The organism is Pseudomonas sp. GZD-209 (assembly GCF_049310485.1).
In the GTDB taxonomy this organism is placed as follows: Bacteria; Pseudomonadota; Gammaproteobacteria; order Pseudomonadales; family Pseudomonadaceae; genus Aquipseudomonas; species Aquipseudomonas sichuanensis.
In genome coordinates this window covers 1-24,308 of sequence record NZ_JBMOWQ010000034.1, presented here as the reverse complement: position 1 = coordinate 24,308, position 24,308 = coordinate 1, and the positions used below count along the sequence as shown (strand labels likewise).

The window sequence follows — 24,308 nt, the reverse complement described above, 5'->3', positions numbered from 1 at the left end:
TGGCACCGGCTTGGCCGGTGATCGCGGGGCAAGCCCGCTCCCACGATGGATTGCATTGCTTTTGTGGGAGCGGGCTTGCCCCGCGATGAGGCCAGAACAGGCGAAAAAACCTCACCTGAACATGCGAAATACCGATTCAGCTGGCAAAAAAAACGCGATATCAGATTGCTTTCATGCCACTGGCTGCTGGTAATCTTGCGCCGCTTTCGCAGCATCCGCGACCCATTGTCGCGGGGCAATGCCGCAAACGGCCGGCGTCATCCCGGGGGAGACGCCACAGCAGAGCCGGGCCGGCAGCCCGTAAGCAGCCCACCTACAAAAGGAACGACCCATGAGCAGCAGTATCACGACGGAGATGCCGGTAAGCGTGCCCGGTTTCCTGTCGAAGGAGCGCATCATCGCCCGCCCGGGCTTCAACCGCTGGCTGGTACCACCGGCGGCCCTGGCCATCCACCTGTGCATCGGCATGGCCTACGGTTTCTCGGTGTTCTGGCTGCCGTTGTCCCAGGCCCTGGGCGTCAGCGCGCCAGTGGCGTGCGCAGCGGACATGGGCTTCGTCGCCCGCCTGTTCAGCGCCGAGTGCGACTGGCCGATCTCCATGCTCAGCTGGATCTACACCCTGTTCTTCGTCTTCCTCGGTTGCTCGGCCGCAGTGCTCGGCGGCTGGCTGGAACACGCAGGTCCGCGCAAGGCCGGCCTGGTGTCGGCACTGTGCTGGTGCGGCGGCCTGCTGATCTCGGCGATCGGCGTGAAGACCCATCAGCTGTGGCTGATGTGGCTCGGTTCGGGGGTAATCGGCGGTATCGGCCTGGGCCTGGGCTACATCTCGCCGGTGTCGACCCTGATCAAGTGGTTCCCGGACAAGCGCGGCATGGCCACCGGCATGGCGATCATGGGCTTTGGTGGTGGTGCCATGGTTGGCGCGCCGCTGGCGACCGCATTGATGGGCCACTTCGGCAGTGCGACTGAAGTCGGCGTGTGGCAGAGCTTCGTTGCCATGGCCGCGATCTACTTCGTGTTCATGACTGCTGGCGCCCTGGCTTACCGCGTACCGCCCACCGGCTGGAAGCCAGAGGGCTGGACCCCACCGGCGAAGAAGGCCAACGCCATGGTCACCGACCGCCACGTGCACGTGAGCGTGGCCTGGAAGACGCCACAGTTCGCCCTGGTGTGGCTGGTGCTGTGCCTGAACGTCTCGGCCGGTATCGGCATTCTCGGCATGGCCTCGCCACTGCTGCAGGAAGTGTTCGCCGGCAAGTTGCTGGGCAACGAGCTGACCTTCAGCGAGTTGAACGCCGCGCAACTGGCGCAGATCGCCGCCATCGCCGCCGGCTTCACCGGCCTGCTCAGCCTGTTCAACATCGGCGGGCGCTTCTTCTGGGCGTCGTTCTCCGACTACATTGGCCGCAAGAACACCTACTTCGCCTTCTTCGCCCTGGGCGTGGGCCTCTACAGCCTGGTGCCGAACATGGGGCACATCGGTAACGTGGCGCTGTTCGTGGCGGCGTTCTGCATCATCCTGTCGATGTACGGTGGCGGCTTCGCCACGGTGCCGGCCTACCTGGCCGACCTGTTCGGCACGCAGATGGTCGGTGCCATCCACGGTCGCCTGCTGACCGCCTGGGCCGCCGCTGGCGTGCTTGGCCCGGTGCTGATCACCTACCTGCGTGAAGCGCAGCTGGCGGCAGGTGTGGAGCGGGCCGCGGCCTACGACATGACCCTGTACATCCTCGCCGGGCTGTTGGTGCTGGGCTTTGTCTGCAACATGCTGGTACGCCCGGTGGCCGACAAGTACTTCATGACCGAGGCCGAGCTGGCCGCAGAGCGTGCCCTGAGCCATGACAAGGGTGCCGACAGCGCGCGTTCGCTGGAGTGGCATGCCGCGCCGGGCAGCCTGCCGCTGGTGCTGCTGGCCTGGGCCGTGGTGGTGATTCCGCTGGCTTGGGGGGTGTGGATTACCCTGCAGAAGACGGCGGTGCTGTTTCACTGACGGTTGAAACTGCTGGCTGACTGGCTGGCAGTCGAAGCCTCATCGCGGGGCAAGCCCGCTCCCACGGTCTGTCGTGGAAGCGGGCTTGGCCCGCGATGAGGTCGACAAAACTGGCTTGTATAGACCTGTAAGCCTGTTATCCCCCCGCAATTGCTAGCCCTGCCATATGTCATCCGCGTTTCAAGCTGGCGCGTTCTGGGCCTATAATGTTGCCCTTTTCGCCCAATGATTTTGCGGAGCTGGTGATGGTCGAACGTAAGGCTTCCGTCGAGCGCAATACCCTGGAAACCCAGGTCAAGTGCTCGATCAACCTCGATGGCACTGGTAAGGCCCGATTCGATATCGGTGTGCCTTTCCTTGAACACATGCTCGACCAGATCGCCCGGCATGGGCTGATCGATCTGGACATCGAATGCAAGGGCGACCTGCATATCGATGACCATCACACCGTCGAAGACGTCGGCATCACCCTCGGCCAGGCGTTTGCCCAGGCCATCGGTGACAAGAAAGGCATCTTCCGCTACGGCCACGCCTACGTGCCGCTCGACGAAGCGCTGTCGCGTGTGGTCATCGACTTCTCCGGCCGCCCGGGCCTGCAGATGCATGTCCCCTACACCCGCGCCAGCGTCGGTGGCTTCGACGTCGATCTGTTCCAGGAGTTCTTCCAGGGCTTCGTCAACCACGCCCTGGTGACCCTGCACATCGACAACCTGCGTGGCCACAACACCCACCACCAGATCGAGACCGTGTTCAAGGCCTTCGGCCGCGCGCTGCGCATGGCCGTGGAGCAGGACGAACGCATGGCCGGGCAGATGCCATCGACCAAAGGGTGCCTGTAAATGCAGACCGTAGCCGTAATCGACTATGGCATGGGCAACCTGCACTCGGTGGCCAAGGCCCTCGAGCACGTGGGTGCCGGCAAGGTGCTGGTCACCAGCGACGCCGCGGTCATTCGTGAAGCCGACCGCGTGGTGTTCCCCGGCGTTGGCGCGATCCGCGACTGCATGGCCGAAATCCGCCGCCTGGGCTTCGACAGCCTGGTCCGCGAAGTCAGCCAGGATCGCCCGTTCCTCGGCATCTGCGTGGGCATGCAAGCCCTGCTCGAGCACAGCGAAGAGAACGACGGTGTCGACTGCATCGGCCTGTTCCCCGGCCAGGTGCGCTTCTTCGGCAAAGACCTCAAAGAAGACGGCGAGCACCTGAAAGTGCCGCACATGGGTTGGAACGAAGTCGGCCAGACCAACGACCACCCCCTGTGGCATGACATTCCCGACCGCGCGCGCTTCTACTTCGTGCACAGCTACTACATCAATGCCGGCAAGCCGGGCCAGGTCGTCGGCCGCGGCCACTACGGCGTCAATTTCGCCGCCGCGCTGGCCGAGGGCTCGCGCTTCGCCGTGCAGTTCCACCCGGAGAAGAGCCATACCCATGGCCTGCAACTGCTGCAGAACTTCGTCGCCTGGGATGGGCGCTGGTAAATGAGCAGGTCGCGGACCAAGGCGCCGATCCTCACACTGGCCCCCGAGCAGGAGCGCGAAGCGCTCGACAAGCTCAAGCGCTTCCTCGAAGACCGTTTCGAGCTGGAGCTGGGGTCGTTCGAGGTGGCCGAAGTCCTCGAGCTGTTTTCCAGAGAAGTTGCTCCGTATTACTACAACAGGGCGATTGCCGATGTTCAGCTGCACCTCAAGGAGCGGTTCGAGAGCATCGAAAGCGACCTGTGGGCGCTCGAGAAGCCCTGAACTCAACGAACAAGACAGGTTTCCAAGATGCTGATTATCCCCGCTATCGATCTGAAGGACGGCGCTTGCGTGCGTCTGCGCCAAGGCCGCATGGAAGACTCCACGGTATTTTCCGACGACCCGGTGAGCATGGCCGCCAAATGGGTCGAAGGTGGCTGCCGCCGCCTGCACCTGGTCGACCTCAATGGCGCCTTCGAAGGCCAGCCGGTCAACGGTGAAGTAGTCACCGCCATCGCCAAGCGTTACCCGAACCTGCCGATCCAGATCGGCGGCGGCATTCGCTCGCTGGAAACCATCGAGCACTACGTCAAGGCCGGCGTCAGCCACGTGATCATCGGCACCAAGGCGGTCAAGCAGCCGGAGTTCGTTGCCGAGGCGTGCAAGGCCTTCCCGGGCCGGGTCATCGTCGGCCTGGACGCCAAGGACGGCTTCGTCGCCACCGACGGCTGGGCCGAAGTGAGCAGCGTGCAGGTCATCGACCTGGCCAAGCGTTTCGAGGCCGATGGCGTCTCGGCGATCGTCTACACCGACATCGCCAAGGACGGCATGATGCAGGGCTGCAACGTGCCCTTCACCAAGGCCCTGGCCGAAGCCACCTCGATCCCGGTGATCGCCTCGGGCGGCATCCACAACCTGGGTGACATCAAGGCCCTGCTGGACGCAAAAGCGCCGGGCATCATCGGCGCCATCACCGGCCGTGCCATCTACGAAGGCACCCTCGACGTCGCCGAGGCCCAGGCCTTCTGCGACAACTACCAAGGCTGAGGAACGACCATGGCACTGGCCAAGCGCATCATCCCTTGCCTGGACGTGGACAACGGCCGGGTGGTCAAGGGCGTCAAGTTCGAGAACATCCGCGATGCCGGTGACCCGGTGGAAATCGCCCGTCGCTACGACGAGCAGGGTGCCGACGAGATCACCTTCCTCGACATCACCGCCAGCGTCGATGGCCGTGACACCACCCTGCATACCGTCGAGCGCATGGCCAGCCAGGTGTTCATCCCGCTGACCGTGGGCGGTGGCGTGCGCACCGTGCAGGACATCCGCAACCTGCTCAACGCCGGTGCCGACAAGGTCTCGATCAACACCGCCGCGGTGTTCAACCCGGAGTTCGTGGGTGAGGCGGCCGACCGTTTCGGTTCGCAGTGCATCGTCGTCGCCATCGACGCCAAGAAGGTCTCCGGCCCGGGCGAAACGCCGCGCTGGGAGATCTTCACCCACGGCGGGCGCAAGCCTACCGGGCTGGATGCGGTGGAGTGGGCGAAGAAGATGGAAGGCCTGGGTGCCGGTGAGATCCTGCTGACCAGCATGGACCAGGACGGCATGAAGAACGGCTTCGACCTGGGCGTGACCCGCGCCATCAGCGATGCGCTGGGGATCCCGGTGATCGCCTCCGGTGGTGTGGGCAACCTGCAGCACCTGGCCGACGGGATTCTGGAAGGGCATGCCAGCGCGGTGCTGGCGGCGAGCATCTTCCACTTCGGCGAGTACACGGTGCCGGAAGCCAAGGCCTACATGGCTTCGCGCGGGATCGTCGTTCGCTGATATTCAGGCGATATAGAGACAATTGTGGGAGCGGGCTTGCCCAACAACGCGTGATACAGCTCTGTGTCACCCAGAATCCCCACCAGCTTGTCGTTCTCCTGCAGCACCAGCTTGTTGCCGGTCTGGTAACGAATCTGCAGCGCGTCGCGCATGCCGATGTCGGCGTGCACCACGGTCGGCCGGCGATCCAGCCCTTCCACCGCTTGCCCCGGCACCCAGTTCTGCATGTCCAGCCCGTTCTGCCCCTGGCGAGCACGCTTGATCGAGTTGCCTTCGCCCAGGTCCAGCCACGAGTCGCCGCCCGGGTCCAGGCACACCGAGCCATTGACCCGTTTGCACTTGTCCAGGGTGCGCATCAGGCTGCGGCCGCACAGCACGTTCAGCGGGTTGGTGTGGGCGACGAAGGTCCGCACATACTCGTCTGCCGGGTTCAGCACGATCTCCTCGGGCTTGCTGTACTGGATGATCCGACCGTCCTTCATGATGGCGATGCGGCTGCCCAGCTTCAGGGCTTCGTCCAGGTCGTGGCTGACGAACACGATGGTCTTGCTGAGTTTGCTTTGCAGGGCCAGCAGCTCATCCTGCAAACCCTGGCGGATCAGCGGGTCGAGGGCCGAGAACGGTTCGTCCATCAGCAGGATGTCGGCGTCCATCGCCAGCGCCCGGGCCAGGCCCACGCGCTGCTGCATGCCGCCGGAGAGCTCGTCGGGCTTCTTGTTGCGCCATTGGGTCAGGCCCACCAGCTCCAGCTTCTCGTCCACCAGCTTGCGCCGTTCCTTCTCCGGGCGGCCCTGCATTTCCAGGCCGAAGCTGATGTTCTCGCGCACCGTCAGCCAGGGCATCAGGGCGAATTTCTGGAACACCATGGCGATGCGCTTGGTGCGCATCATCTTCAGCTCTGCGGGGGTGCAGTGGGCGATGTCGATGTGCTTGCCTTCGTGCTCGACAAACAGCTTGCCGCGGCTGACGGTGTTCAGGCCGTTGATGCAGCGCAAGAGGCTCGACTTGCCCGAGCCGGAAAGGCCCATGAGCACGCAGATCTCGCCCTTGTTGATGTCCAGGTTGGCCTTCTCGACACCGACCACCAGGCCGGTCTGCTTGAGGATCTGTTCGCGGGTCTTGCCTTCGTCCAGCAGCGACAGCGCCTCGCGCGGCTTGTTGGAGAAGATGACGTCGACGTCTTCGAAACGAATGATGCTCATGCCTCACCCCTTACCGGCAGTTCCGGTTGCTTGCAGATACGGTCCAGCATGATCGCCAGCAGCACGATCGCCAGGCCCGCTTCGAAGCCGAGCGAGATATCGGCGGTGTTCAGTGCGTTGACCACAGGTTTGCCCAGGCCGTCGGCGCCCACCAGGGCGGCGATCACCACCATCGACAGCGACAGCATGATGCATTGCGTCACGCCGGCGGCGATGCTCGGCATGGCGTGGGGCAGTTCGATGCGGGTCAGCAGCTGGCGGCGCGAGCAGCCGAAGGCCTTGCCGGCGTCGAGCAGCTCCTGCGGCACGTCGCAGATGCCCAGGTAAGTGAGGCGGATGGGGGCGGCGATGGCGAACACCACCGTCGAGATCAGCCCGGGCACCACGCCCAGGCCGAACAGGGTCAGCGTGGGGATCAGGTACACGAAGGTGGGTACGGTCTGCATCAGGTCCAGCACCGGGCGCATGCCGGTGTAGAACATCGGCTTGTGTGCGGCGACGATGCCCAGCGGCACGCCGATGGCCACGCACACCACGGTGGCGAAGCTCACTTGTGCCAGGGTTTCCATGGTTTCCTGCCAGTACCCCAGGTTGAGGATCAGCAGGAACGACAGGGCGACGAATACGGTAAGGGCCCATTTGCGCTGGATCAGGTGCGCGAGGGCGGCGAACAGGGCGATGAGTACGAAAGGGTTGAACCAGGTCAGGGCGCCGGTGACGCCATGAATCATGAATTCCAGGCCCTTGGCGATGGCGTCGAAGTAATCGGCGCCATTCTGGGTCAACCATTCGACGAATGAGGCGATGTACTGCCCCAGGGGTATTTTCTGATCGATAAGCATGATAGCGAGCTTCCACCTGCAAAGATTGAAATCAGTTCGGGGTGGGCACGGTCCCACCCCGCGGTGTTGCCAAAGCGCCTTGCGTTATTGCGTCAGTTTGGCCTTGGCCGCCTCAAGGCCGGGTTTGCCATCCACGGTCGTCACCCCTGCCAGCCAGGTGTCGAGCACTTGCGGGTTGTTCTTCAGCCACGCCTTGGCGGCTGCGTCGGCTTTCATCTTGTCGTCCAGGACCTTGCCCATCAGCTCGCTTTCCATGTCGAGGGTGAACGACAGATTCTTCAACAGCTGGCCCACGTTGCTGCATTCCTGCGCATAGCCTTTGCGGGTGTTGGTCAGCACGGTGGCCTTGCCGAAGTCGGGGCCGAAATACTCATCGCCGCCGGTGAGGTACTTCATGGCGAAGCGCTTGTTCATCGGGTGCGGTTCCCAGCCCAGGAACACCACCGCCTCACCGCGTTTCTGCGCCCGGTCGACCTGCGACAGCATGCCTGCCTCGCTGGACTGCACCAGCTTGAAACCGGCGGTCTTGAGGCCGAAGGCGTCCTTGTCGATCATGCTCTGGATGGTGCGGTTGCCGTCGTTGCCCGGCTCGATGCCGTAGATCTTGCCTTCGAGTTCCTTCTTGAACTTGGGGATGTCGCTGAAGTCCTTCAGGCCCTTGTCATACAGCGCCTGGGGCACCGCCAGGGTGTACTTGGCGTTTTCCAGGTTGGCGCGTACGGTTTCGACGGTACCGGCATCGCGGTACTGCTTGATGTCGTTTTCCATGGTCGGCATCCAGTTGCCGAGGAACACGTCGAGGTCCTTGCCCCCGGCCAGCGACTTGTAGGTCACCGGCACCGAGATCATGTTGGTGTGGGTTTTGTACCCCAGGGCCTCGAGCACCACGCTGGTCATCGCGGTGGTCACGGTGATGTCGGTCCAGCCGACGTCGGAGAACCGTACCGTCTGGCACTGTTCGGGTTCTGCAGCCTGGGCCAGCAATGGAGCGGACAACATCGCAACCAGCAACAGCGAGGGTGAAGCTTTCATAGGTGGACTCCTGTGATTTTATCTTCGGGTTCGCGGGGGCCGTCGGCGCTTTCTAGGGTGCCGATCAGCCAGGCCTGCAGAGGGCAGGATGCGAGGCCGTGCAAAACGAGTCGCTTTCGATAATCCTCCAGCGTTCGGCAATCGCCTACTGGTGGAGTCGTATCCAGTACAGGACGGGTCGCATCCAGTACGGGCAATGTCGCAACTGGATTTTTCCACCCCCGTGCCCGGGTTTTTACGCCGTCCGAGCGCTGCAAAACGGCGCGAACCGGACCGGATCAGTGCGGCGCAGGCGGACAAAAGTACGTCGGTTGCAGACGGCGAGGGGGTGGGCAAAAGCCCGATGATGCGAGCATTCCAAGGCGGCTCGACGCTTCAGCCTAGCAGTTGTGCAAGGCGGCGTTTGGCGCGACCAGGCAAGCCCATCAAGAGGTGAAGCGACAATGGCCATCAGCGTGTTCGACCTGTTCAAGATCGGTGTCGGGCCTTCCAGCTCCCACACCGTCGGCCCCATGCGCGCCGGCGCCCTGTTCGTCCAGGGCCTGCGCCAGCGCGGCGAGCTGGAGCAGGTGCGGCGCATCGAAGTGCGGCTGTATGGCTCGCTGTCGGCCACCGGTGTCGGGCACGGCACCGACAGCGCCACCATCATGGGCCTGATGGGCGAATGGCCCGACGCCATCGACCCGACCCAGATCACCCCACGCATCGCCGACCTGCGCGAAACCAACGTGCTCAAGCTCGACAACCGCCTGCCCATCGAATTCGTCTGGGCCCGCGACATGCTGCTGCTCGACGAGAACCTGCCGTACCACCCCAACGCCATGACCCTGGTGGCCGAAGGCGAGGGCGGCGAACTGCACCGTGACACCTACTACTCGGTGGGCGGCGGTTTCGTGGTCGATGCCGCCCAGGCCGCCAGCGGCGTGCTGGACGCCGACCAGACCGTGTTGCCCTACGATTTCAACAGCGCCGCCGAGCTGCTGCACCTGTGCAAGCAAAACGACCTGCGCGTGTCGCAATTGATGCTGGAGAACGAAAAGGTCTGGCGCAGCGAAGAAGAGATTCGCGCCGGCCTGCTCAAGCTCTGGAGCGCCATGCAGGAATGCGTGAACAACGGCCTCAAGCACGAAGGAACCTTGCCCGGCGGGCTCAATGTGCGCCGCCGCGCCGCCAAGCTGCACCGCAGCCTGCAGGAGATCGGCAAACCCAACGTCATCGGCTCGACCATGAGCGCCATGGAGTGGGTCAACCTGTTCGCCCTGGCGGTCAACGAAGAAAACGCCGCCGGCGGGCGCATGGTCACCGCGCCCACCAACGGCGCGGCGGGGATCATCCCGGCCGTGCTGCACTACTACATGCGTTTCTCCGACGTGGTGGACGAGTCCAACGTTGTCGACTTCTTCCTCGGCGCGGCAGCCGTCGGCATCCTGTGCAAGAAGAACGCTTCGATTTCCGGCGCCGAAGTCGGCTGCCAGGGCGAGGTCGGCTCGGCCTGCGCCATGGCCGCCGCGGGCCTGGCCGATGTGCTCGGTGCCACCCCGGCGCAGTTGGAGAACGCCGCCGAGATCGCCCTGGAACACAACCTCGGGCTGACCTGCGACCCGGTCGGTGGCCTGGTCCAGGTGCCCTGCATCGAGCGCAACGCCATCGCTGCGGTAAAAGCCATCAACGCCGTGCAGATGGCCCTGCGCGGCGACGGCGAACACTTCATCTCCCTCGACCAGGTGATCCGCACCATGCGTGACACCGGCGCCGACATGCACGACAAGTACAAGGAAACCTCGCGCGGGGGCCTCGCCGTCAGCGCCATCGAGTGCTGATGCGCCGTTTCTGCCCGTGCCTGGCCGCTGCGCCACATTTTGGCGCAGCGCTTGTCATCTACCGGTTGTCGGCTGTCGTTACCGGTAGCGTCGTTGTCGGTGACACTTAAGTTTGTCGCATCTGGGCAACCTTCCCAGCAGTGCTACCGAACTGCTCAGTCGTTACACCTGAAGGCGCTGGCCCGCCGGTTTGCGATTAGGTCTACGCTCGATCCAGAGCCCGCTGCACGCCGCTTTTCGACGTCGTTTTTGGGTTTTGTTGGATACGTGTTCAATTTCAGGCATGCCATTTGCGTTGAGATTGGCAAAGCCCCTGCATACGAAACGGGGCCATTACAAGAACAGTGCTCGCCTGAGGCACACCCTGCATTGTGTGAGGAGAAATCGCGATGACGTCGTACACCTCCGGGACCCCAACCCAGAACCGCACAGCACCCCAGTCCATTGGTTTTCTCCTGTTGGACAACTTCACCCTCATTTCCCTGGCGTCGGCAGTCGAACCCCTGCGCATGGCCAACCAGCTGTCCGGCCGTGAGCTGTACCGCTGGCACACCCTGACCGCCGACGGCGGCCAGGTCTGGGCCAGCGATGGCCTGCAGATCACCCCCGACGCCGCCATGCACAGCGCTCCGCCGATCGACACCGTGATCGTCTGCGGCGGTGTGGGCATCCAGCGTACCGTCACCCGTGAGCACGTCACCTGGCTGCAGGCCCAGGCCCGCCAGTCGCGCCGCCTCGGTGCGGTATGCACCGGCAGCTGGGCGCTGGCCTGTGCCGGCCTGCTCGACGGCTTCGATTGCAGCGTGCACTGGGAATGCCTGGCCGCGATGCAGGAGGCCTACCCGCGGGTGAACATGAGCACCCGCCTGTTCACCCTCGACCGCAACCGCTTCACCAGCTCCGGTGGCACCGCGCCGCTGGACATGATGCTGCACCTGATCAGCCGCGATCACGGCCGCGAGCTGTCGGCGGCGATTTCCGAGATGTTCGTCTACGAGCGCATCCGCAACGAACAGGACCACCAGCGCGTGCCGCTCAAGCACATGCTCGGCACCAACCAGCCGAAGCTGCAGGAAATCGTCGCGCTGATGGAGGCCAACCTGGAAGAGCCGATCGACCTCGACGAACTGGCGGTGTACGTGGCGGTGTCGCGGCGCCAGCTCGAGCGCCTGTTCCAGAAGTACCTGCACTGCTCGCCGTCGCGCTACTACCTCAAGCTGCGCCTGATTCGCGCACGGCAACTGCTCAAGCAGACCCCCATGTCGATCATCGAGGTGGCTTCGGTGTGCGGCTTCGTTTCCACCCCGCACTTCTCCAAGTGCTACCGCGAGTACTTCGGCATTCCGCCGCGTGACGAGCGCGTGGGCTCCAACACCACCCAACAGGTGGCGATGATGCCGATCCCGCAGGCCATGGCCCTGTCGCCGCACAGCGGCCCGCTGGCCGCTCTGAGCCAGGCGCGCAACGAGTCGACCTTCGCCAGCGTCAGGCTCTGACACCGCGTCGCTTTTTTCGCGGGTGAACCCGCTCCCACAGGTACTGCACCGCAGTTGAAAACGGTGCGGTACCTGTGGGAGCGGGTTTACCCGCGAAGAGGCCCTTGACGGCAACATAGATCCGTATGTTGATAATGATTCTCGACTACAGGTAACATCGCCGCCCCCGTAAGCTCCTTGGCATACCACCCCTTGGCGGACGACAAACTGCAGCTCTACCTGGCCCACCGCCCGGCACTGGTTGATTACGCCACGCCCATCGTCGGCTGCCGCGCCCGCGCCGAGGATGTCGTCCAGGAAGCCTGGCTGCGCTTCAGCAGCCAGCCAGGCGATGCCGACATCCGCCACCCCGCCAGCTACCTCTATCGCATCGTGCGCAACCTGGCCCTCGACCAGACCCGCCGCACGGCCACGGAAAAGGCCCAGCCCGGTGGCGACGAGATCCTCGCCGAACTGCCCGCCAGCAACGCCTCGCCCGAGCAGGCGGTCAGCCAGCAGAACGAACTCGCCGCCATCAGCCGCGCCCTCGAAGCGCTGCCATTGCGTACCCGCACCGCCTTCGAAATGCACCGCCTGGGCGGCTTCACCCTGCAACAGGTGGCCAGCCATCTGGACGTCTCGGTCAGCCTGGTGCACCAGCTGGTGCGCGATGCCCTGCGCCATTGCCTGGAGCAGCTGGAGGACGACCTGTGAAAAAACCTCAGGCTGCCGCGTCTTTTGATCAACGGGCCGACTCTGTGCGACCCTTCGCGCCCCCGAGCCCCCAGGAGACTTGCCGGACATGACGCCCGCAGACCTCACCGCCAGCCGCCGCGAGCAGGCGCTGGACTGGCTCCTGCGCCTACAGCAGGCCCCGCACGACCTGCCTCTGCGCGAACAGTTCGAGCAGTGGCTGGCCGCCGATGCCGGCAACCCCGAGGCCTACCGCAAGGCCGAGCGGCTCTGGCGGCTCAGCGGCCAGTTGGCGCCGGCGACCGCCGAGCTGTGGCCTGCCACGGCCGAGGTGGTCAGCCTGCCGGTACGGCGCAAATCCCCGCGCCGCTGGTGGCTGGGCGCCGCCGTGGCCGCTTGCCTGATGCTGGCCGTGGCCCCCACCCTCACCTTGCGCCTGCAGGCCGACTACCGCACCGCCCTGGGTGAAACCCGCGACATCACCCTGGCCGACGGCAGCGTGGTGCAGCTGGACAGCGACACTGCCATCGCCGTGGACTATGCCGGCGATCACCGCGACGTGCGCCTGCTGGCCGGCCAGGCGTTCTTCGAAGTGATGCCCGACAAGGGCAAGCCGTTTCATGTGCGCGCCGAGGGGGTGCGGGTGACGGTCACCGGCACTGCCTTCAATGTCGAGCTGCGGCCGGGCAGGGTGGGTGTGGACGTGCAACATGGTTCGGTACGGGTCGAAGACTCGGCCCGGGTGTTGGCCGCCGCGCTGACAGCCGGGCAACGCTTGCGCTATCTGGATGGACAGGCCCAGGTGAGTGCGTTCGCGCCCTCGCAAACCGCCGCCTGGCGCCAGGGCCAGCTGATCGCCGACGACCAGCCAGTGGCCGAGCTGGTGCGGGAGCTGGCGCACTACCTGCCGGGCAAGGTGCTGCTGCGCGATGACGCGCTGGGCGGCAAACGAGTGACCGGCGTGTATGACCTGCGCAAGCCCGAAGTGGCCCTGCGTGCGGTGGTCCGGCCCCATGGCGGCGAGGTGCGCAGTTATGGGCCGTGGCTGCTGGTGCTGAGCAAGCCTTGAGATTGCCGGGGCCGCACAGCGGCTCGATAACCCCCGTTGAAATTAATTTCATCTTTTTCTGAAAATTCCCCGCACTGCCCCGTCTTCTCCCCCGCGCGCAACAACTGATAGCGATTCGTATTCAATTTTGCAGCCCGGCGATTGCCGGGGCGGGGATGTGGGATGACTGAAATTACAAGCCGAAAGCTGCGCCAAGCGCGGGGTTGGTCGTTGCGCCTGACAAAAGTGGCCGGTGCGGGCCTGCTCGGGCTGTGCTGCGCGGTAGCGCTGGCGCCTGTACAGGCCGAGGATGAAACACCGCGCGCGGTACTGGCCCAGATCCACTCATTCGACATCCCCGCGCAAAAGCTGGCGATCGCCCTGATCAACTTCGGCCAGCAGAGCGGCCTGCAGGTCACGGTCGACCCCGACCTGCTGGAAAACCTGCACTCCACGGCCATCAGTGGCCAGCTCAGCAGCGAGGCAGCTCTGGCGCAACTGCTGCTGGGCACCGGCATCACCTGGGACTACGAGTACGGCGCCCTGACCTTTCGCCTGCTGCAGGCCGACGCCGGCGCCATCGAACTGCACAACACCCTGATCCTCGGCGACACCGAGGAAAACAGCTTCATGGGCGCCACGGTAATCGACCGCAAGGCCATCCAGGCCTTCCCCGGCGCCAACGGCGACATCACCACCATGCTGCAGATGCACCCCAACGTGCAGTTCAGCACTGACCAGAAAAGCTCCAACACCCCCGGCGAGATCGACCCCGCCGACATCAGCATCAACGGCGCCAAGTTCTACCAGAACAACTTCATGATCGACGGCATCTCGATCAACAACGACCTCGACCCCGGCGCCCATGGCTACAACGAAACCCGCCAGTTCGACTCCTCGCCCAGCCGCTCCCACGGCATCGCCCTGGACGCCGACCTGCTCGAAGAGATCAAGGTCTACGACAGCAACGTGCCGGTGGAGTACGGCGGCTTCAATGGCGGTGTGGTCGACGCCATCACCCGGCGCCCCAGCCAGGACCTGCACGGCAAGATCTCCTATGCCATGAGCCGCTCCGAGTGGACCCGCTACCACATCAGCGGCGACGACCGGGAAAGCTTCGAAAACTCTTCCAGCGAGAAGAACCAGCCCGAGTTCAAGAAGACCACCCTGCGCGGCACCCTCGAAGGGCATTTCACCGAGGATTTCGGTGCGCTGCTCAACTTCTCGCAGAAGCGTTCGTACCTGCCATTGCGCACCTACGCCAACGGCTACAACAGCCCCAACAACGACAACGAGCAGGAACAGACCCGCGCCCTCGACAACTTTCTGCTCAAGACCTACTGGACGGTCAACGACCGCCTGAGCCTGGACGCCTCCATCGTCTACGCCCCGCAGGAGAACACCTACTTTCGCGAGGATGAGCGCAATTCCGGCTTCACCAATATCAACGGTGGCTGGCAGGGCTCGCTGAAGGCGATCTACGAAGGCGACAGCGCGCGCTGGACCCAGCAGCTGGCGCTGACCAACCTGTATGCCTCGCGCGAGTCCGACAGTGACGAGCTGGTCAACTGGTACTGGTCCACCAGCAAGGACTGGGGCAACCCCGATCGCGCCACCGCCCGCAGTGGCGAGGGCGGCTATGGCGACCTGTACCAGACCCAGCGTGGCCTCGACTACAAGCTCAAGGCCGACTGGCAGACCTTCAACCTCGGCTCCTCGCTGCACACGGTAAGCACCGGCCTGGAACTGGGCTACCAGCGCGCCACCTGGGAGCGCGAGGAAGACGCCCTGTCGATCCCCACCTTCAGGCGCGACAACGGCACCACCTGCGGCAGCGACCCGTACTGCTCCATCGGCCGCCAGCTCAACAACCGGACCCGCCAGTACGGTTCGGCGATGATGGTGTACGGCGCCGGCAAGCTGGACCTTGAACAGAAGAAGTACGCCCTGTTCGTCCAGGATGAGATCGCCTACGGCAACCTCACCCTGCGCCCCGGCCTGCGCTTCGAGGGGGACGATTACATGGAAAAGAAAACCCTGGCGCCACGCTTCGCCGGTGACTACGACTTCTTCGGCGACCGCAGCACCGTGCTGGTGTTCGGTGCCAACCGCTATTACGGGCGCAACCTGTTCAAGTACCGCCTGGCCGATGGTCGCCAGGCCTTCACCACTCGCTACACCCGCACCAACCAGGCCGTTGCCTGGAAGTTTGCCAGTCGCAACCAGAACCTGAGCAACTTCAGGACCATGGACATTCCCTATGACGACGAGCTGATGCTCGGCCTCAATCAGCGTTGGTTCGACACCGAGTTCCAGCTCAAGTACATCAACCGCAAGGGCCATGACCAGATCTACCGGACCCGGCCGTATTACTCCCTCGACGAAAAGCAGGTGCCCGCCGGCTACACCAAGGACTACTTCACCTACCTCAACGCCGGCACCAGCGAAACCGAGAACCTCAGCCTGACCGTGGCGCCCATGCAGCCGCTGCGCTTCAAGGGCACCAGCACCAGCGTGCAGCTGGCGCTGGACTGGTCGCGCAGCAAAGGCGCGCACGGCGCTACCTACGAGGCCGGGGTGGACCGCGAAGAGCTCGATAACGAGCCGGTGATGTTCGACGGCAACCTGGTTGCTTACGAAGAACTTCCGGCCAGTGATTTCAACCGGCCCTGGACCGCGCGCCTGGTGACCATCACCGATATCCCGCAGTGGAACCTCGCAGTCAGCAACTTCCTGCGCTACCGCGGCCCCTACGACCAGGTGGTCAAGGTCAGCCCCGACGCCGAAGTCGACGGCAAGACCTACAGCCGCTACGAGACCGTCGCCACGCCCGGCGCGCCGACCTGGGACATGCGTCTGGCCTGGGACATTCCCACCGGCAAGGAGCAGGCGTTCTTCGTCAACGTCGACATCACCAACGTCACCGACCAGGTCAACAAGATCGCCAGCCGCGAGTCGGTCAACGTGGTCAGCTACGAGGTTGGCCGCCAGTACTGGCTGGAAGTCGGCTACCGCTTCTGACCGCCCACACGACAAGAGATGCCCTGATGAAAAAGCTCCTCGCCGGCCTGCTCGGCCCGCTGCTGCTCGGCGCCTGCGCGTCGCTGCCCGAACCTGACGCGCCACTGCCCTGGGACAGCCAGGTGGTCCACGGCCAACTGCCCAACGGCCTGGCCTACCGCCTGGTGCGCGAGAGTTCGCAGCCCAATCGGCTGGACCTGCGCCTGACGGTCAAGGCCGGCTCCGTGGACGAAGCCGGCGACCAGGTCGGCGTAGCGCACATGGTCGAACACTTGACCTTCCACAGCCGAGCCGGCGGCAGCCAGAACCTGCGCCAGCGCATGACCGAACTGGGCTGGGTGCAGGGGCGCAACTTCAATGCCGTGACCAACTACGAGCGCACCCAGTACCTGATCGGCCCGCCGGCCGGCGTGCGCCAGGCACCACAAGCCTTGCAGGCCCTGGCCGACCTGGTGTTCGCCGGTGACTACACGGCGGCGGACCTGGAGCGCGAGCGGCCGATCGTGATCGAGGAGTGGCGCGGCGGCCTGGGTGTGGCCCAGCGCATGAACCAGCAGCGCACCGCTTCGCAGCGGGCCGGCTCGGCCTACCCCGGGCACCGCACCATCGGCAACGAGGCGGCCATCCGTTCGGCCAGCCTGGAAAGCCTCAAGGCCTACCAGTCGCGCTGGTACCTGCCCAACAACATGGTGCTGTCGGCGGTGGGCGACTTCGACCCGCAGCAACTCAAGGCACAGATCGAGCAGGCGTTCGGTGGCGCCAAGGCCGGCGTTGTACCCGACCGGGCGCAGCGCGAGCTGCCGCTCGACGACAGCCTCAAGGTGTTCCGCCTGCAAGACCCGCAATCGGGCAGCAACCAAGTGGCGCTGCTGTTCCGCCTGCACGAGCCGGACAGCCGCGGCACTACCCACGCCGCCCTGCGCGAACGCCTGATCGACCGCATGGCCCTGGCCGCCCTGGTCGACAGCCTGCGCCGCCAGCCTCGCGACGCCGGTGTGCGCAGCTTGACTGCACAGAAGACCCTGATCGGCGAGCACTCCACGGTGTTGGGCATCGCCGCCGGTGTCGAGGGCTCAGCCCACGCCCAGGCACTGCAAGCCTTGCTGACCGAGATCGAGCGCTTGCGCCAGCATGGCTTGGGCAAGGCCGACCTGGCGCGTGAGCGTGCGCATATCCGCAGCTTGGCGAAAAAGGCCCTGGCCAACCAGGCCCCGCGTACCTTCGAGCAGTGGGTGGAACAGCTGAACAATGCCGCCGTGCAGGATCGCCCGTTGACCGACCGCGTGGCGGCCGCCCGGCGCTATCAGGAGGTGCTGGGCAGCATCACCCTGCGTGACCTCAACGCCCGCCTGCGGCGCTGGCTGGCCAGCCCCGACCAGGTGTTGCAGATCAGTGCCCCGGGCACCTCGGCCATGGCGCTGCCCAGTGTCGCCGACGTGCAGGCGCAGCAAATGGCGCTGGCCGAACGCTCGCTGCAGGCCCCGGTGCGCAAGGTACCGGCCGTGCCCGCCAAGCCTGCACTCACGCTGGCGAGCGCGGCGACCGCAGCGAACGTGGTCGAGCGCAAGGCGTTCCCCGCTCAGCAGGTCGAGCACTGGCGCCTGAGCAATGGCGACCGTCTGGTCTGGCTCAAGCGCGCCGGTCCCGACGGCAAGGCCGTGTTGCAGGCCGAATCCTCCGCCGGCTACCGCGTGGCCGACACGCCGGCCTGGCGCTTGCAGATGGCCGCCCAGCTGGCCGTGCGCAGCGGCACTGTCGGCATGGATCCGCAGGCCCTGGCCGACTGGCGTCAGGCCCAGCGCGCAACGCTGAGCCTCGACCAGCAACCCCAGCGTCTGCAACTGAGCCTGGGTGCGGCGCCCGAGCAACTGCAGGCAATGTTGCAGAGTTACCGCGTCAGCCAGGTGGCGAGCATCGACCCGAGGCTGTTCGCCGAGTCCCGCGACGAGTTGCTGCAACGCCTGCGCAGCCGCCCCGATGACGTGCGCAGCCGCCAGGAGGCCGCTCAGCGCCAGCTCAAGTACGGCGCCGACCACTGGCGGGCGCCGGCGGTTGGCGACGTCGAGGCCCTCACCGTCAAACAGCTGGACGCCGACTGGCTGCGCCTGGCCAGTGCGCCGGTGACCTACTACCTGATGGCTGACCTGCCTGCCGAACAGCTGCAGTTGCTGGTGCGCGAACTGCTGGCGAGCATCCCCCGCAACGCGTTGCCCGTAGACAGCCAGCCCGCTTTGCAGCAGCCCGGGCAGCGCCGTGCCGACCTGGCCATCGCGCTGGAACCGCGTGCGGTGGTGCAGGCCAGTAGCTACTACGACCAGCCCTGGAGCCCGGAGGCCGCCGTGCGTGTGGCGGTGCTGCGCGACCTGGCCAACCAGCGCCTCAAGGCGCAGCTGCGCGGTGAGGCTTCGGGCGTGTACCGGCTGCGGTTCGACAGCGAGCTGAACCCCGACACCCAGCGCGTCGAAAGCAGCCTGACCTTCACCTGTGACCCGGCGCGGGTCGATGAGCTGTGGGCCATGGCCCAGCGCACCCTGGCCAGCCTTGACGTCGATGAAGCCTGGGTGGTGAGCGAGCGCCGCGAGCTGCTGCGTCAGGAAGGCAAGCGCCGTGACGATGCCCAGACCCAGTTCAAGCGCCTGGTCCTCAGTGACCGCCGCTGGCAGGACCCGCGCTACCTGCACACCCAGGTACAGCTGCCCGAGGCCCTGACCCGGGCCGAGCTGCAGCAGCAGGCACGCCAACTGTTCCCGCGCGCCAACCAGGTACAACTGCGCCTGCTGCCGTCGGCGGCTGCGCAGGAGCAGGCCCGTTGAGCACCCTGCGCAGGTTCTACCGGCTGAGCCGGCCGTTCTGGCATGACCGTGGCCAGTGGAAGGCCTGGCTGATGCTCGCTGCGGTGATCGGCCTGGGGTTGCTGGTGGTACAGATCAACGTGCTGATCAACAGCTGGAGCAAGACCTTCTACGACACCCTCGCCGCGTTCGATACCCATGCGCTGTATGGGCTGGTCGGCCAGTACGCGTTGTACCTGGGCGCCTACGTGCTGATCATCGTGTTGCTCGACTACATCCGCAAAGGCCTGGTGCTGCGCTGGCGCCAGGCGATGACCGGGCGCCTGGTCGATGCCTGGCTTGCCGACCAGGCGTTCTATCGTCTGGGCTTGAGCGGCGAGCCGGACAACCCCGACCAGCGTATTGCCCAGGACGTCGAGGTGATGGTCGACCTGTCCATCGAACTGGTGGCCTCGCTGGTGATCAACCTGGCGCAGGTCGGCGCGTTCGTGGTGATCCTGTGGAACCTCTCGGGGGTGCAGACCTTCAGCCTGTTCGGCGACAGCTACACCGTGCACGGCTATCTGGTGTGGATCGTGCTGGCCTACACCCTGTGCGGTAGCGTGCTGACCCACCTGATCGGCAAGCCCCTGCACCGCCTCAACTACGAGCGTGAGCACCGCGAGGCGGATTTTCGCGCAAGCCTGCTGCGCAAGCGCGACCATGCCGAGCAGATCGCCCAGTACCGTGGCGAGGCCGTGGAGCGTGAGCAACTGATGCAGCGTTTCGCCGCCATCGCGCAGAACTGGCGGCAACTGATGGGGCGCGAACGCGACCTGAGCCTGTTTACCGTCGCTTACCAGCGCCTGAGCCTGATCATTCCGGTGTTCGCGGCGTTGCCGGCGTTCATGGCCAAGGCCATCACCTTGGGCGGGCTGATGCAGATCCGCAGCGCGTTCAACGCGGTGCACGACTCGCTGAGCTGGTTCATCAAGCTGTACAACAAACTGGTGCGCTGGAGCGCGGCACTGCAGCGGCTCGACCAGTTCGAGCGGGCGATTGCCGCCAGTCGCCATCAGGTCAGTCAGCCGCCGCAGGGCGACTGCCTGTGTGCCCAGGGCCTGACCCTGTGCCGGCCCGATGGCAGCGTGATGGTGGATGACCTGTACCTGCGCGCGCAGCCAGGGCATTGGTTGCGTCTGGCTGGGCGCAGTGGCCTGGGCAAGTCGACGCTGCTGCGTACCTTGCAGGGGTTGTGGCCGTACTGCCTGGGCGACTGGCAATTGCCGGCGGGGCGCAGCCTGTTGCTGCCGCAAAAGCCCTACCTGCCGCGCATGACTCTGCGTGGCCTGCTGGCGTATCCACAGCTGGAGCGTCTTGATGATCGGCTGCTACAGGATGCACTGGAGAAGGTTGGGCTGGTCGCGTTGAGCGGGCAGCTCGAGGACGAGCAGGAGTGGGAGCGCGTGCTGTCTGGCGGTGAGCAGCAGCGCCTGGGGCTGGCGCGGGCGCTGCTGTACAAGCCCGATACGCTGTACCTGGACGAAGCCACCAGCCAGCTTGACCTGGCCAGTGCCAAGGCGTTGTTGCGAATGCTCAGGCGCGAACTGCCGATGTGCACCGTGGTGGGGGTGACCCACCAGGAAGGGTTGGCGGGGTTGTTCGAACGGACGCTGGAACTGGAGAAGGCGCCGGAGGTGGTGTGAAGTTGCACGGCCTCATCGCAGGCTTTGCTTACAGGCCTGGCGCATGGCTTGAAACCAGCGCCTATCCCGTGGGAGCGGGTTTACCGCAGTGCCGGACCACTGCGAAGGAACCTACGCAGTGCATGGCACCGGCTTCGCCGGTGTTCGCGGCTGAAGCCGCTCTCACAGGGGCGGTGTCGCTCTAGAAGGTCTCGATGATCAGGCTTCAGCTGCGATTGCTGAACTGCGCCAGCGCCGGCAGCAATTGCTTGTCGATGGCCTGGCGCACCGCCGGCAGGATCGTCGCGCTGCCGGTGTACATCTGCTCCACCATGCCCTTGAGGGCGCGGGCGTTGGGTTCGCTCAGGCCACGCACCACCACCTCGCAGGCCTCTTCGGCGCTGGCCCCGGCGGGGATGTCGAAGCCCCGGGCGCGCAGGTGGCCCAGCAGGTCGTCCTGGTCGATCAGATCTGCATGCATCATGGCTGTTGCCCCTTTCGGTCGCTGTTGTTTGCGACCGATTCTGTGTCGCCTGCGACAACCCGGCAAGGGCAGATTGTCGCGATGGCCGCTTTGGCTAAGAACAGGTCGTTTACGGCTAAATCGGATCGAGGGCGAGCCAGCACACTGGAGTCATTCACGGCACCGAGGGTTTGGTCACCCTCACTTCTCGCACAGTGGATGTTGCTCGCTCTTGGCCCCGCAAGCTCACGGCTTTGCGGGGTTATTTTTTGGCCACTGAGGCCATCGCGGGGCAAGCCCGCTCCCACAAGCTGGTATGGGAGCAACTGTCTTGCCCACAAGTTGAAAACCTGGCGCTATCCCTGTGGGAGCGGGCTTGCCCCGCGATGGCTTGTTGCGGCTATCCAGGCAGCGCTATCACCCGGCCTGCGAATTCGGCGCCAGGCAGATCCCGCTGCCCAAGCACAATCTCGCGTAGCAACTCGACACTGCGCTCCCCGAACGGTGCCGACTTCGGCCCCGCCAGGTCCACATGCAACAACATCTGCTCACTGGCTGCCAGCGCCTCGTCGAACCCCGCTCGGTGCAGGCTGTGGTACAGGTGCAGGCGCTTCTTGTCGAAGCCAAGGATCTGCGTCTGCACCCACACCTCGGTACCCAGCTTCACCTCGTGCAGGTAGTTGATATGCGCCTCCAGGGTGAACAGCGAATGCCCGCTCTGCCCCCGCGCATCGGCATCCAGGCCGATGCGTTCCATCAGCGCGTCGGTGGCGTAGCTGAAGATCAGCAGATAGTAGGCGTCGCGCAGGTGGCCGTTGTAGTCGACCCAGTCGGGCGGCACGGCTGTGCGATAGGTGGTCAGTGCGGGCATCGTCGTCTCCTCAGTCGCCGAAGGCCATGCCGTGCTTGGCCTTGCTGTTCTTCACCGCTTCGAGCACTGCCAGCAGGGTGTCGTCGCGGTAGCGTTCCAGCGCGGCGATGCTGCGCTCGCCTAACTGTTCGGACGTGCCGTCGACCACATCGTCGATCAGCTTGTCGGTCAGCTCCGGTGCCGGCAGGTAGGTCCAGGGCAGCTGCAGCGCCGGGCCGAACTGGGCCATGAAGTGGCGCATGCCGGCATCGCCCCCGGCCAGGGTATAGGTGAGGAAGGTCCCCATGAACGACCAGCGCAGGCCTGCGCCAAAACGGATCGCATCGTCGATTTCGCCGGTGCTGGCGACGCCGTCGTTGACCAGATGCAGGGCTTCGCGCCACAGCGCTTCGAGCAGGCGGTCGGCGATGAACCCTGGGACTTCCTTGCGCACATGCAGCGGGCGCATGCCCAGCGCGGTGTAGATGGTCTTGGCCGCCTCGATGGCCTCGGGGCTGGTGTTGCGCCCGCCAACGATCTCCACCAGCGGCAGCAGGTACACCGGGTTGAACGGGTGGCCCACCACGCAGCGTTCGGGATGGGTGGCCGACTCGTAGAATTCACTGGGCAACAGGCCCGAGGTGCTGGAGCCGATGATCGCGTTCGGCTTGGCGGCTGCACTGATCCTGGCGTGCAGGTCGAGCTTGAGGTCCAGGCGCTCGGGAGCGCTTTCCTGGATGAAGTCGGCGTCGCGCACGCATTCTTCGATGGTGCTCACGAACTTCAGGCGGCCCTGTGCGGCGCCGGGGGCCAGGCCTTGTTTCTCCAGCGCCGGCCAGGCATTGGCGATGCGCTTGCGCAGGGCCGCCTCGGCGCCGGGCGCCGGGTCCCAGGCCACCACGTCCAGGCCGTGGGCCAGGGCACGGGCGACCCAACCGCTGCCGATGACGCCGCTACCCAGGGCGGCGAAGGTCTTGATGTCGGTGATAAAAGGCATATCTGACTCTCACTGAAAATTTCATGGCTGGGCGCAGACCCTGTGGGAGCGGGTTTACCCGCGAACACCGGCAAAGCCGGTGCCATCCACCGCGCCGCCTGCTTCGCGGGTAAACCCGCTCCCACAGGGATTGCGGCGGGCTGGTTTTATTAGCGGCGCTTGAGGTTCATCTTTTCCCGGCCTTCGGCCGGGCTGAGCACGCGCCCGCCCATGCGGGTGATGATCTCGGCGGCGCGCTCGACCAACTGGCCGTTGCTGGCCAGCACACCGCGGTCCAGGTACAGGTTGTCTTCCAGCCCCACCCGCACGTTGCCGCCCAGCAGCACCGCCTGGGCGGCCATGGGCATCTGCATGCGGCCAATACCGAAGCCGGCCCAGGTCACGTCGGCGGGCAGATTGTCGACCATGGCTTTCATCGTCGTGGTGTCGGCCGGTGCGCCCCACGGGATGCCCAGGCACAGCTGGAACAGCGGGTCGTGCAGCAGGCCTTCCTTGATCATCTGCTTGGCGAACCACAGGTGGCCGGTGTCGAAGATCTCCAGCTCGGCTTTGACGCCCAGCTCGGTGATGCGTTTGGCGCCGGCGCGCAGTTGCGCCGGGGTGGACACGTAGATGGCGTTGCCGTCGCCGAAGTTGAGGGTGCCGCAGTCCAGGGTGCAGATTTCCGGCAGCAGCGCCTCGACGTGGGCCAGGCGCTCCAGCGGGCCGATCAGGTCGGTGCCGGCGCCGAACTCCATGGGCGTTTCGCCCGGGCCGATTTCCAGGTCGCCACCCATGCCGGCGGTGAGGTTGACGATGATGTCCACGTCGGCTTCGCGGATGCGCTCCATCACTTCGCGGTACAGCGCCACGTCGCGGCTGAAGCGGCCGGTTTGTGGGTCGCGGACGTGGCAGTGGACCACGGTGGCGCCGGCCTTGGCGGCCTCCACGGCGGCTTCGGCGATCTGTTTCGGGGTGACCGGGACCAGGTGGCTCTTGGCGACCGTGTCGCCAGCGCCGGTGAGGGCGCAGGTGATGATGACGTCGTGGTTCATGGGGTTGTTCCTTGGGGTGTCGGTGTTGGCCTTTTCGCGGGTAAACCCGCTCCCACAGGGGCTGTAGAGGCCTGTGGGAGCGGGTTTACCCGCGAAGAGGC

General features: G+C 65.2%; 20 protein-coding genes. 13 read left to right on the top strand and 7 right to left on the bottom strand.

The window, feature by feature from the left end; all coding sequences use genetic code 11:
• Window positions 1-331 precede the first annotated feature (331 nt).
• The 6 genes from ACO6VM_RS05835 (at window position 332) to hisF (ending at window position 5,274) form a co-directional block, all read left to right on the top strand.
• Window positions 332-1,990, top strand: coding sequence for an OFA family MFS transporter (locus ACO6VM_RS05835; protein ID WP_125462255.1), 1,659 nt, complete (start codon window positions 332-334; stop codon window positions 1,988-1,990).
• Between the two features lie 245 nt (window positions 1,991-2,235).
• The gene (hisB, locus tag ACO6VM_RS05830; protein WP_110992314.1) at window positions 2,236-2,829 is read left to right on the top strand and encodes an imidazoleglycerol-phosphate dehydratase HisB; all 594 of its coding nucleotides are present in this window, start codon (window positions 2,236-2,238) and stop codon (window positions 2,827-2,829) included.
• The gene (gene hisH, locus ACO6VM_RS05825) at window positions 2,830-3,468 is read left to right on the top strand and encodes an imidazole glycerol phosphate synthase subunit HisH (RefSeq protein ID WP_422402910.1); all 639 of its coding nucleotides are present in this window, start codon (window positions 2,830-2,832) and stop codon (window positions 3,466-3,468) included.
• Window positions 3,469-3,729: a DUF2164 domain-containing protein gene (locus ACO6VM_RS05820; protein WP_110992247.1), complete on the top strand. Its 261-nt coding sequence runs from the start codon at window positions 3,469-3,471 to the stop codon at window positions 3,727-3,729. It begins immediately after the preceding gene.
• Window positions 3,730-3,756: 27 nt separating this feature from the next.
• Complete coding sequence (gene hisA, locus ACO6VM_RS05815) at window positions 3,757-4,494, top strand: 1-(5-phosphoribosyl)-5-[(5-phosphoribosylamino)methylideneamino]imidazole-4-carboxamide isomerase (RefSeq protein WP_323830115.1); 738 nt, start codon at window positions 3,757-3,759, stop codon at window positions 4,492-4,494.
• 9 nt (window positions 4,495-4,503) lie between these two features.
• Complete coding sequence (gene hisF, locus ACO6VM_RS05810; protein WP_023629858.1) at window positions 4,504-5,274, top strand: imidazole glycerol phosphate synthase subunit HisF; 771 nt, start codon at window positions 4,504-4,506, stop codon at window positions 5,272-5,274.
• Here the strand turns inward: hisF and choV are convergent.
• From choV to ACO6VM_RS05795, 3 genes are all read right to left on the bottom strand, one after another.
• Window positions 5,241-6,476 carry a choline ABC transporter ATP-binding protein gene (gene choV, locus ACO6VM_RS05805; RefSeq protein ID WP_422402909.1) on the bottom strand — a complete coding sequence of 412 codons (1,236 nt, stop codon included), beginning with the start codon at window positions 6,474-6,476 and terminating at the stop codon, window positions 5,241-5,243. The two genes, hisF and choV, sit on opposite strands and share 34 nt — an antisense overlap.
• Window positions 6,473-7,321: a choline ABC transporter permease subunit gene (choW, locus tag ACO6VM_RS05800; RefSeq protein WP_178125776.1), complete on the bottom strand. Its 849-nt coding sequence runs from the start codon at window positions 7,319-7,321 to the stop codon at window positions 6,473-6,475. The genes choV and choW overlap by 4 nt, the downstream gene beginning before the upstream one ends.
• Before the next feature lie 81 nt (window positions 7,322-7,402).
• Window positions 7,403-8,350 (bottom strand): choline ABC transporter substrate-binding protein, encoded by a 948-nt coding sequence (locus tag ACO6VM_RS05795; RefSeq protein ID WP_401057565.1) that lies wholly within the window; start codon window positions 8,348-8,350, stop codon window positions 7,403-7,405.
• A gap of 443 nt (window positions 8,351-8,793) precedes the next feature.
• On the opposite strand from ACO6VM_RS05795, the gene ACO6VM_RS05790 reads away from it, so the two are divergent.
• The 7 genes from ACO6VM_RS05790 to ACO6VM_RS05760 all read left to right on the top strand — a co-directional run bounded on the left by ACO6VM_RS05790 (window position 8,794) and on the right by ACO6VM_RS05760 (window position 20,884).
• Window positions 8,794-10,170: an L-serine ammonia-lyase gene (locus ACO6VM_RS05790; RefSeq protein WP_422402908.1), complete on the top strand. Its 1,377-nt coding sequence runs from the start codon at window positions 8,794-8,796 to the stop codon at window positions 10,168-10,170.
• Between the two features lie 389 nt (window positions 10,171-10,559).
• On the top strand, window positions 10,560-11,666 hold the full coding sequence (locus ACO6VM_RS05785; protein WP_110992254.1) for a GlxA family transcriptional regulator: 1,107 nt from the start codon (window positions 10,560-10,562) through the stop codon (window positions 11,664-11,666).
• A 192-nt stretch (window positions 11,667-11,858) separates the two neighbouring features.
• Window positions 11,859-12,359: a sigma-70 family RNA polymerase sigma factor gene (locus ACO6VM_RS05780; protein ID WP_401057567.1), complete on the top strand. Its 501-nt coding sequence runs from the start codon at window positions 11,859-11,861 to the stop codon at window positions 12,357-12,359.
• An 88-nt stretch (window positions 12,360-12,447) separates the two neighbouring features.
• Complete coding sequence (locus ACO6VM_RS05775; protein ID WP_422402907.1) at window positions 12,448-13,407, top strand: FecR family protein; 960 nt, start codon at window positions 12,448-12,450, stop codon at window positions 13,405-13,407.
• A gap of 210 nt (window positions 13,408-13,617) precedes the next feature.
• The gene (locus ACO6VM_RS05770; RefSeq protein WP_401057569.1) at window positions 13,618-16,407 is read left to right on the top strand and encodes a TonB-dependent receptor plug domain-containing protein; all 2,790 of its coding nucleotides are present in this window, start codon (window positions 13,618-13,620) and stop codon (window positions 16,405-16,407) included.
• Window positions 16,408-16,433: 26 nt separating this feature from the next.
• Complete coding sequence (locus ACO6VM_RS05765; protein ID WP_422402906.1) at window positions 16,434-19,220, top strand: insulinase family protein; 2,787 nt, start codon at window positions 16,434-16,436, stop codon at window positions 19,218-19,220.
• Window positions 19,217-20,884, top strand: coding sequence for an ABC transporter ATP-binding protein/permease (locus tag ACO6VM_RS05760; RefSeq protein WP_422402905.1), 1,668 nt, complete (start codon window positions 19,217-19,219; stop codon window positions 20,882-20,884). Before ACO6VM_RS05765 ends, ACO6VM_RS05760 begins: the two co-directional genes overlap by 4 nt.
• Before the next feature lie 205 nt (window positions 20,885-21,089).
• Here ACO6VM_RS05760 and ACO6VM_RS05755 read toward each other — a convergent pair whose 3' ends face one another.
• From ACO6VM_RS05755 to ACO6VM_RS05740, 4 genes are all read right to left on the bottom strand, one after another.
• On the bottom strand, window positions 21,090-21,347 hold the full coding sequence (locus tag ACO6VM_RS05755; protein WP_401057572.1) for a hypothetical protein: 258 nt from the start codon (window positions 21,345-21,347) through the stop codon (window positions 21,090-21,092).
• A 379-nt stretch (window positions 21,348-21,726) separates the two neighbouring features.
• A complete protein-coding gene (locus ACO6VM_RS05750) occupies window positions 21,727-22,197 on the bottom strand; it encodes a thioesterase family protein (protein ID WP_422402904.1) in 471 nt (156 codons plus the stop codon).
• A 10-nt stretch (window positions 22,198-22,207) separates the two neighbouring features.
• On the bottom strand, window positions 22,208-23,173 hold the full coding sequence (locus tag ACO6VM_RS05745) for an L-carnitine dehydrogenase (RefSeq protein WP_258644158.1): 966 nt from the start codon (window positions 23,171-23,173) through the stop codon (window positions 22,208-22,210).
• Window positions 23,174-23,322: 149 nt separating this feature from the next.
• Entirely contained in the window at window positions 23,323-24,207 is an 885-nt protein-coding gene (locus ACO6VM_RS05740; RefSeq protein WP_217841394.1) for a 3-keto-5-aminohexanoate cleavage protein, read from the bottom strand.
• Between the last annotated feature and the right edge of the window lie 101 nt (window positions 24,208-24,308).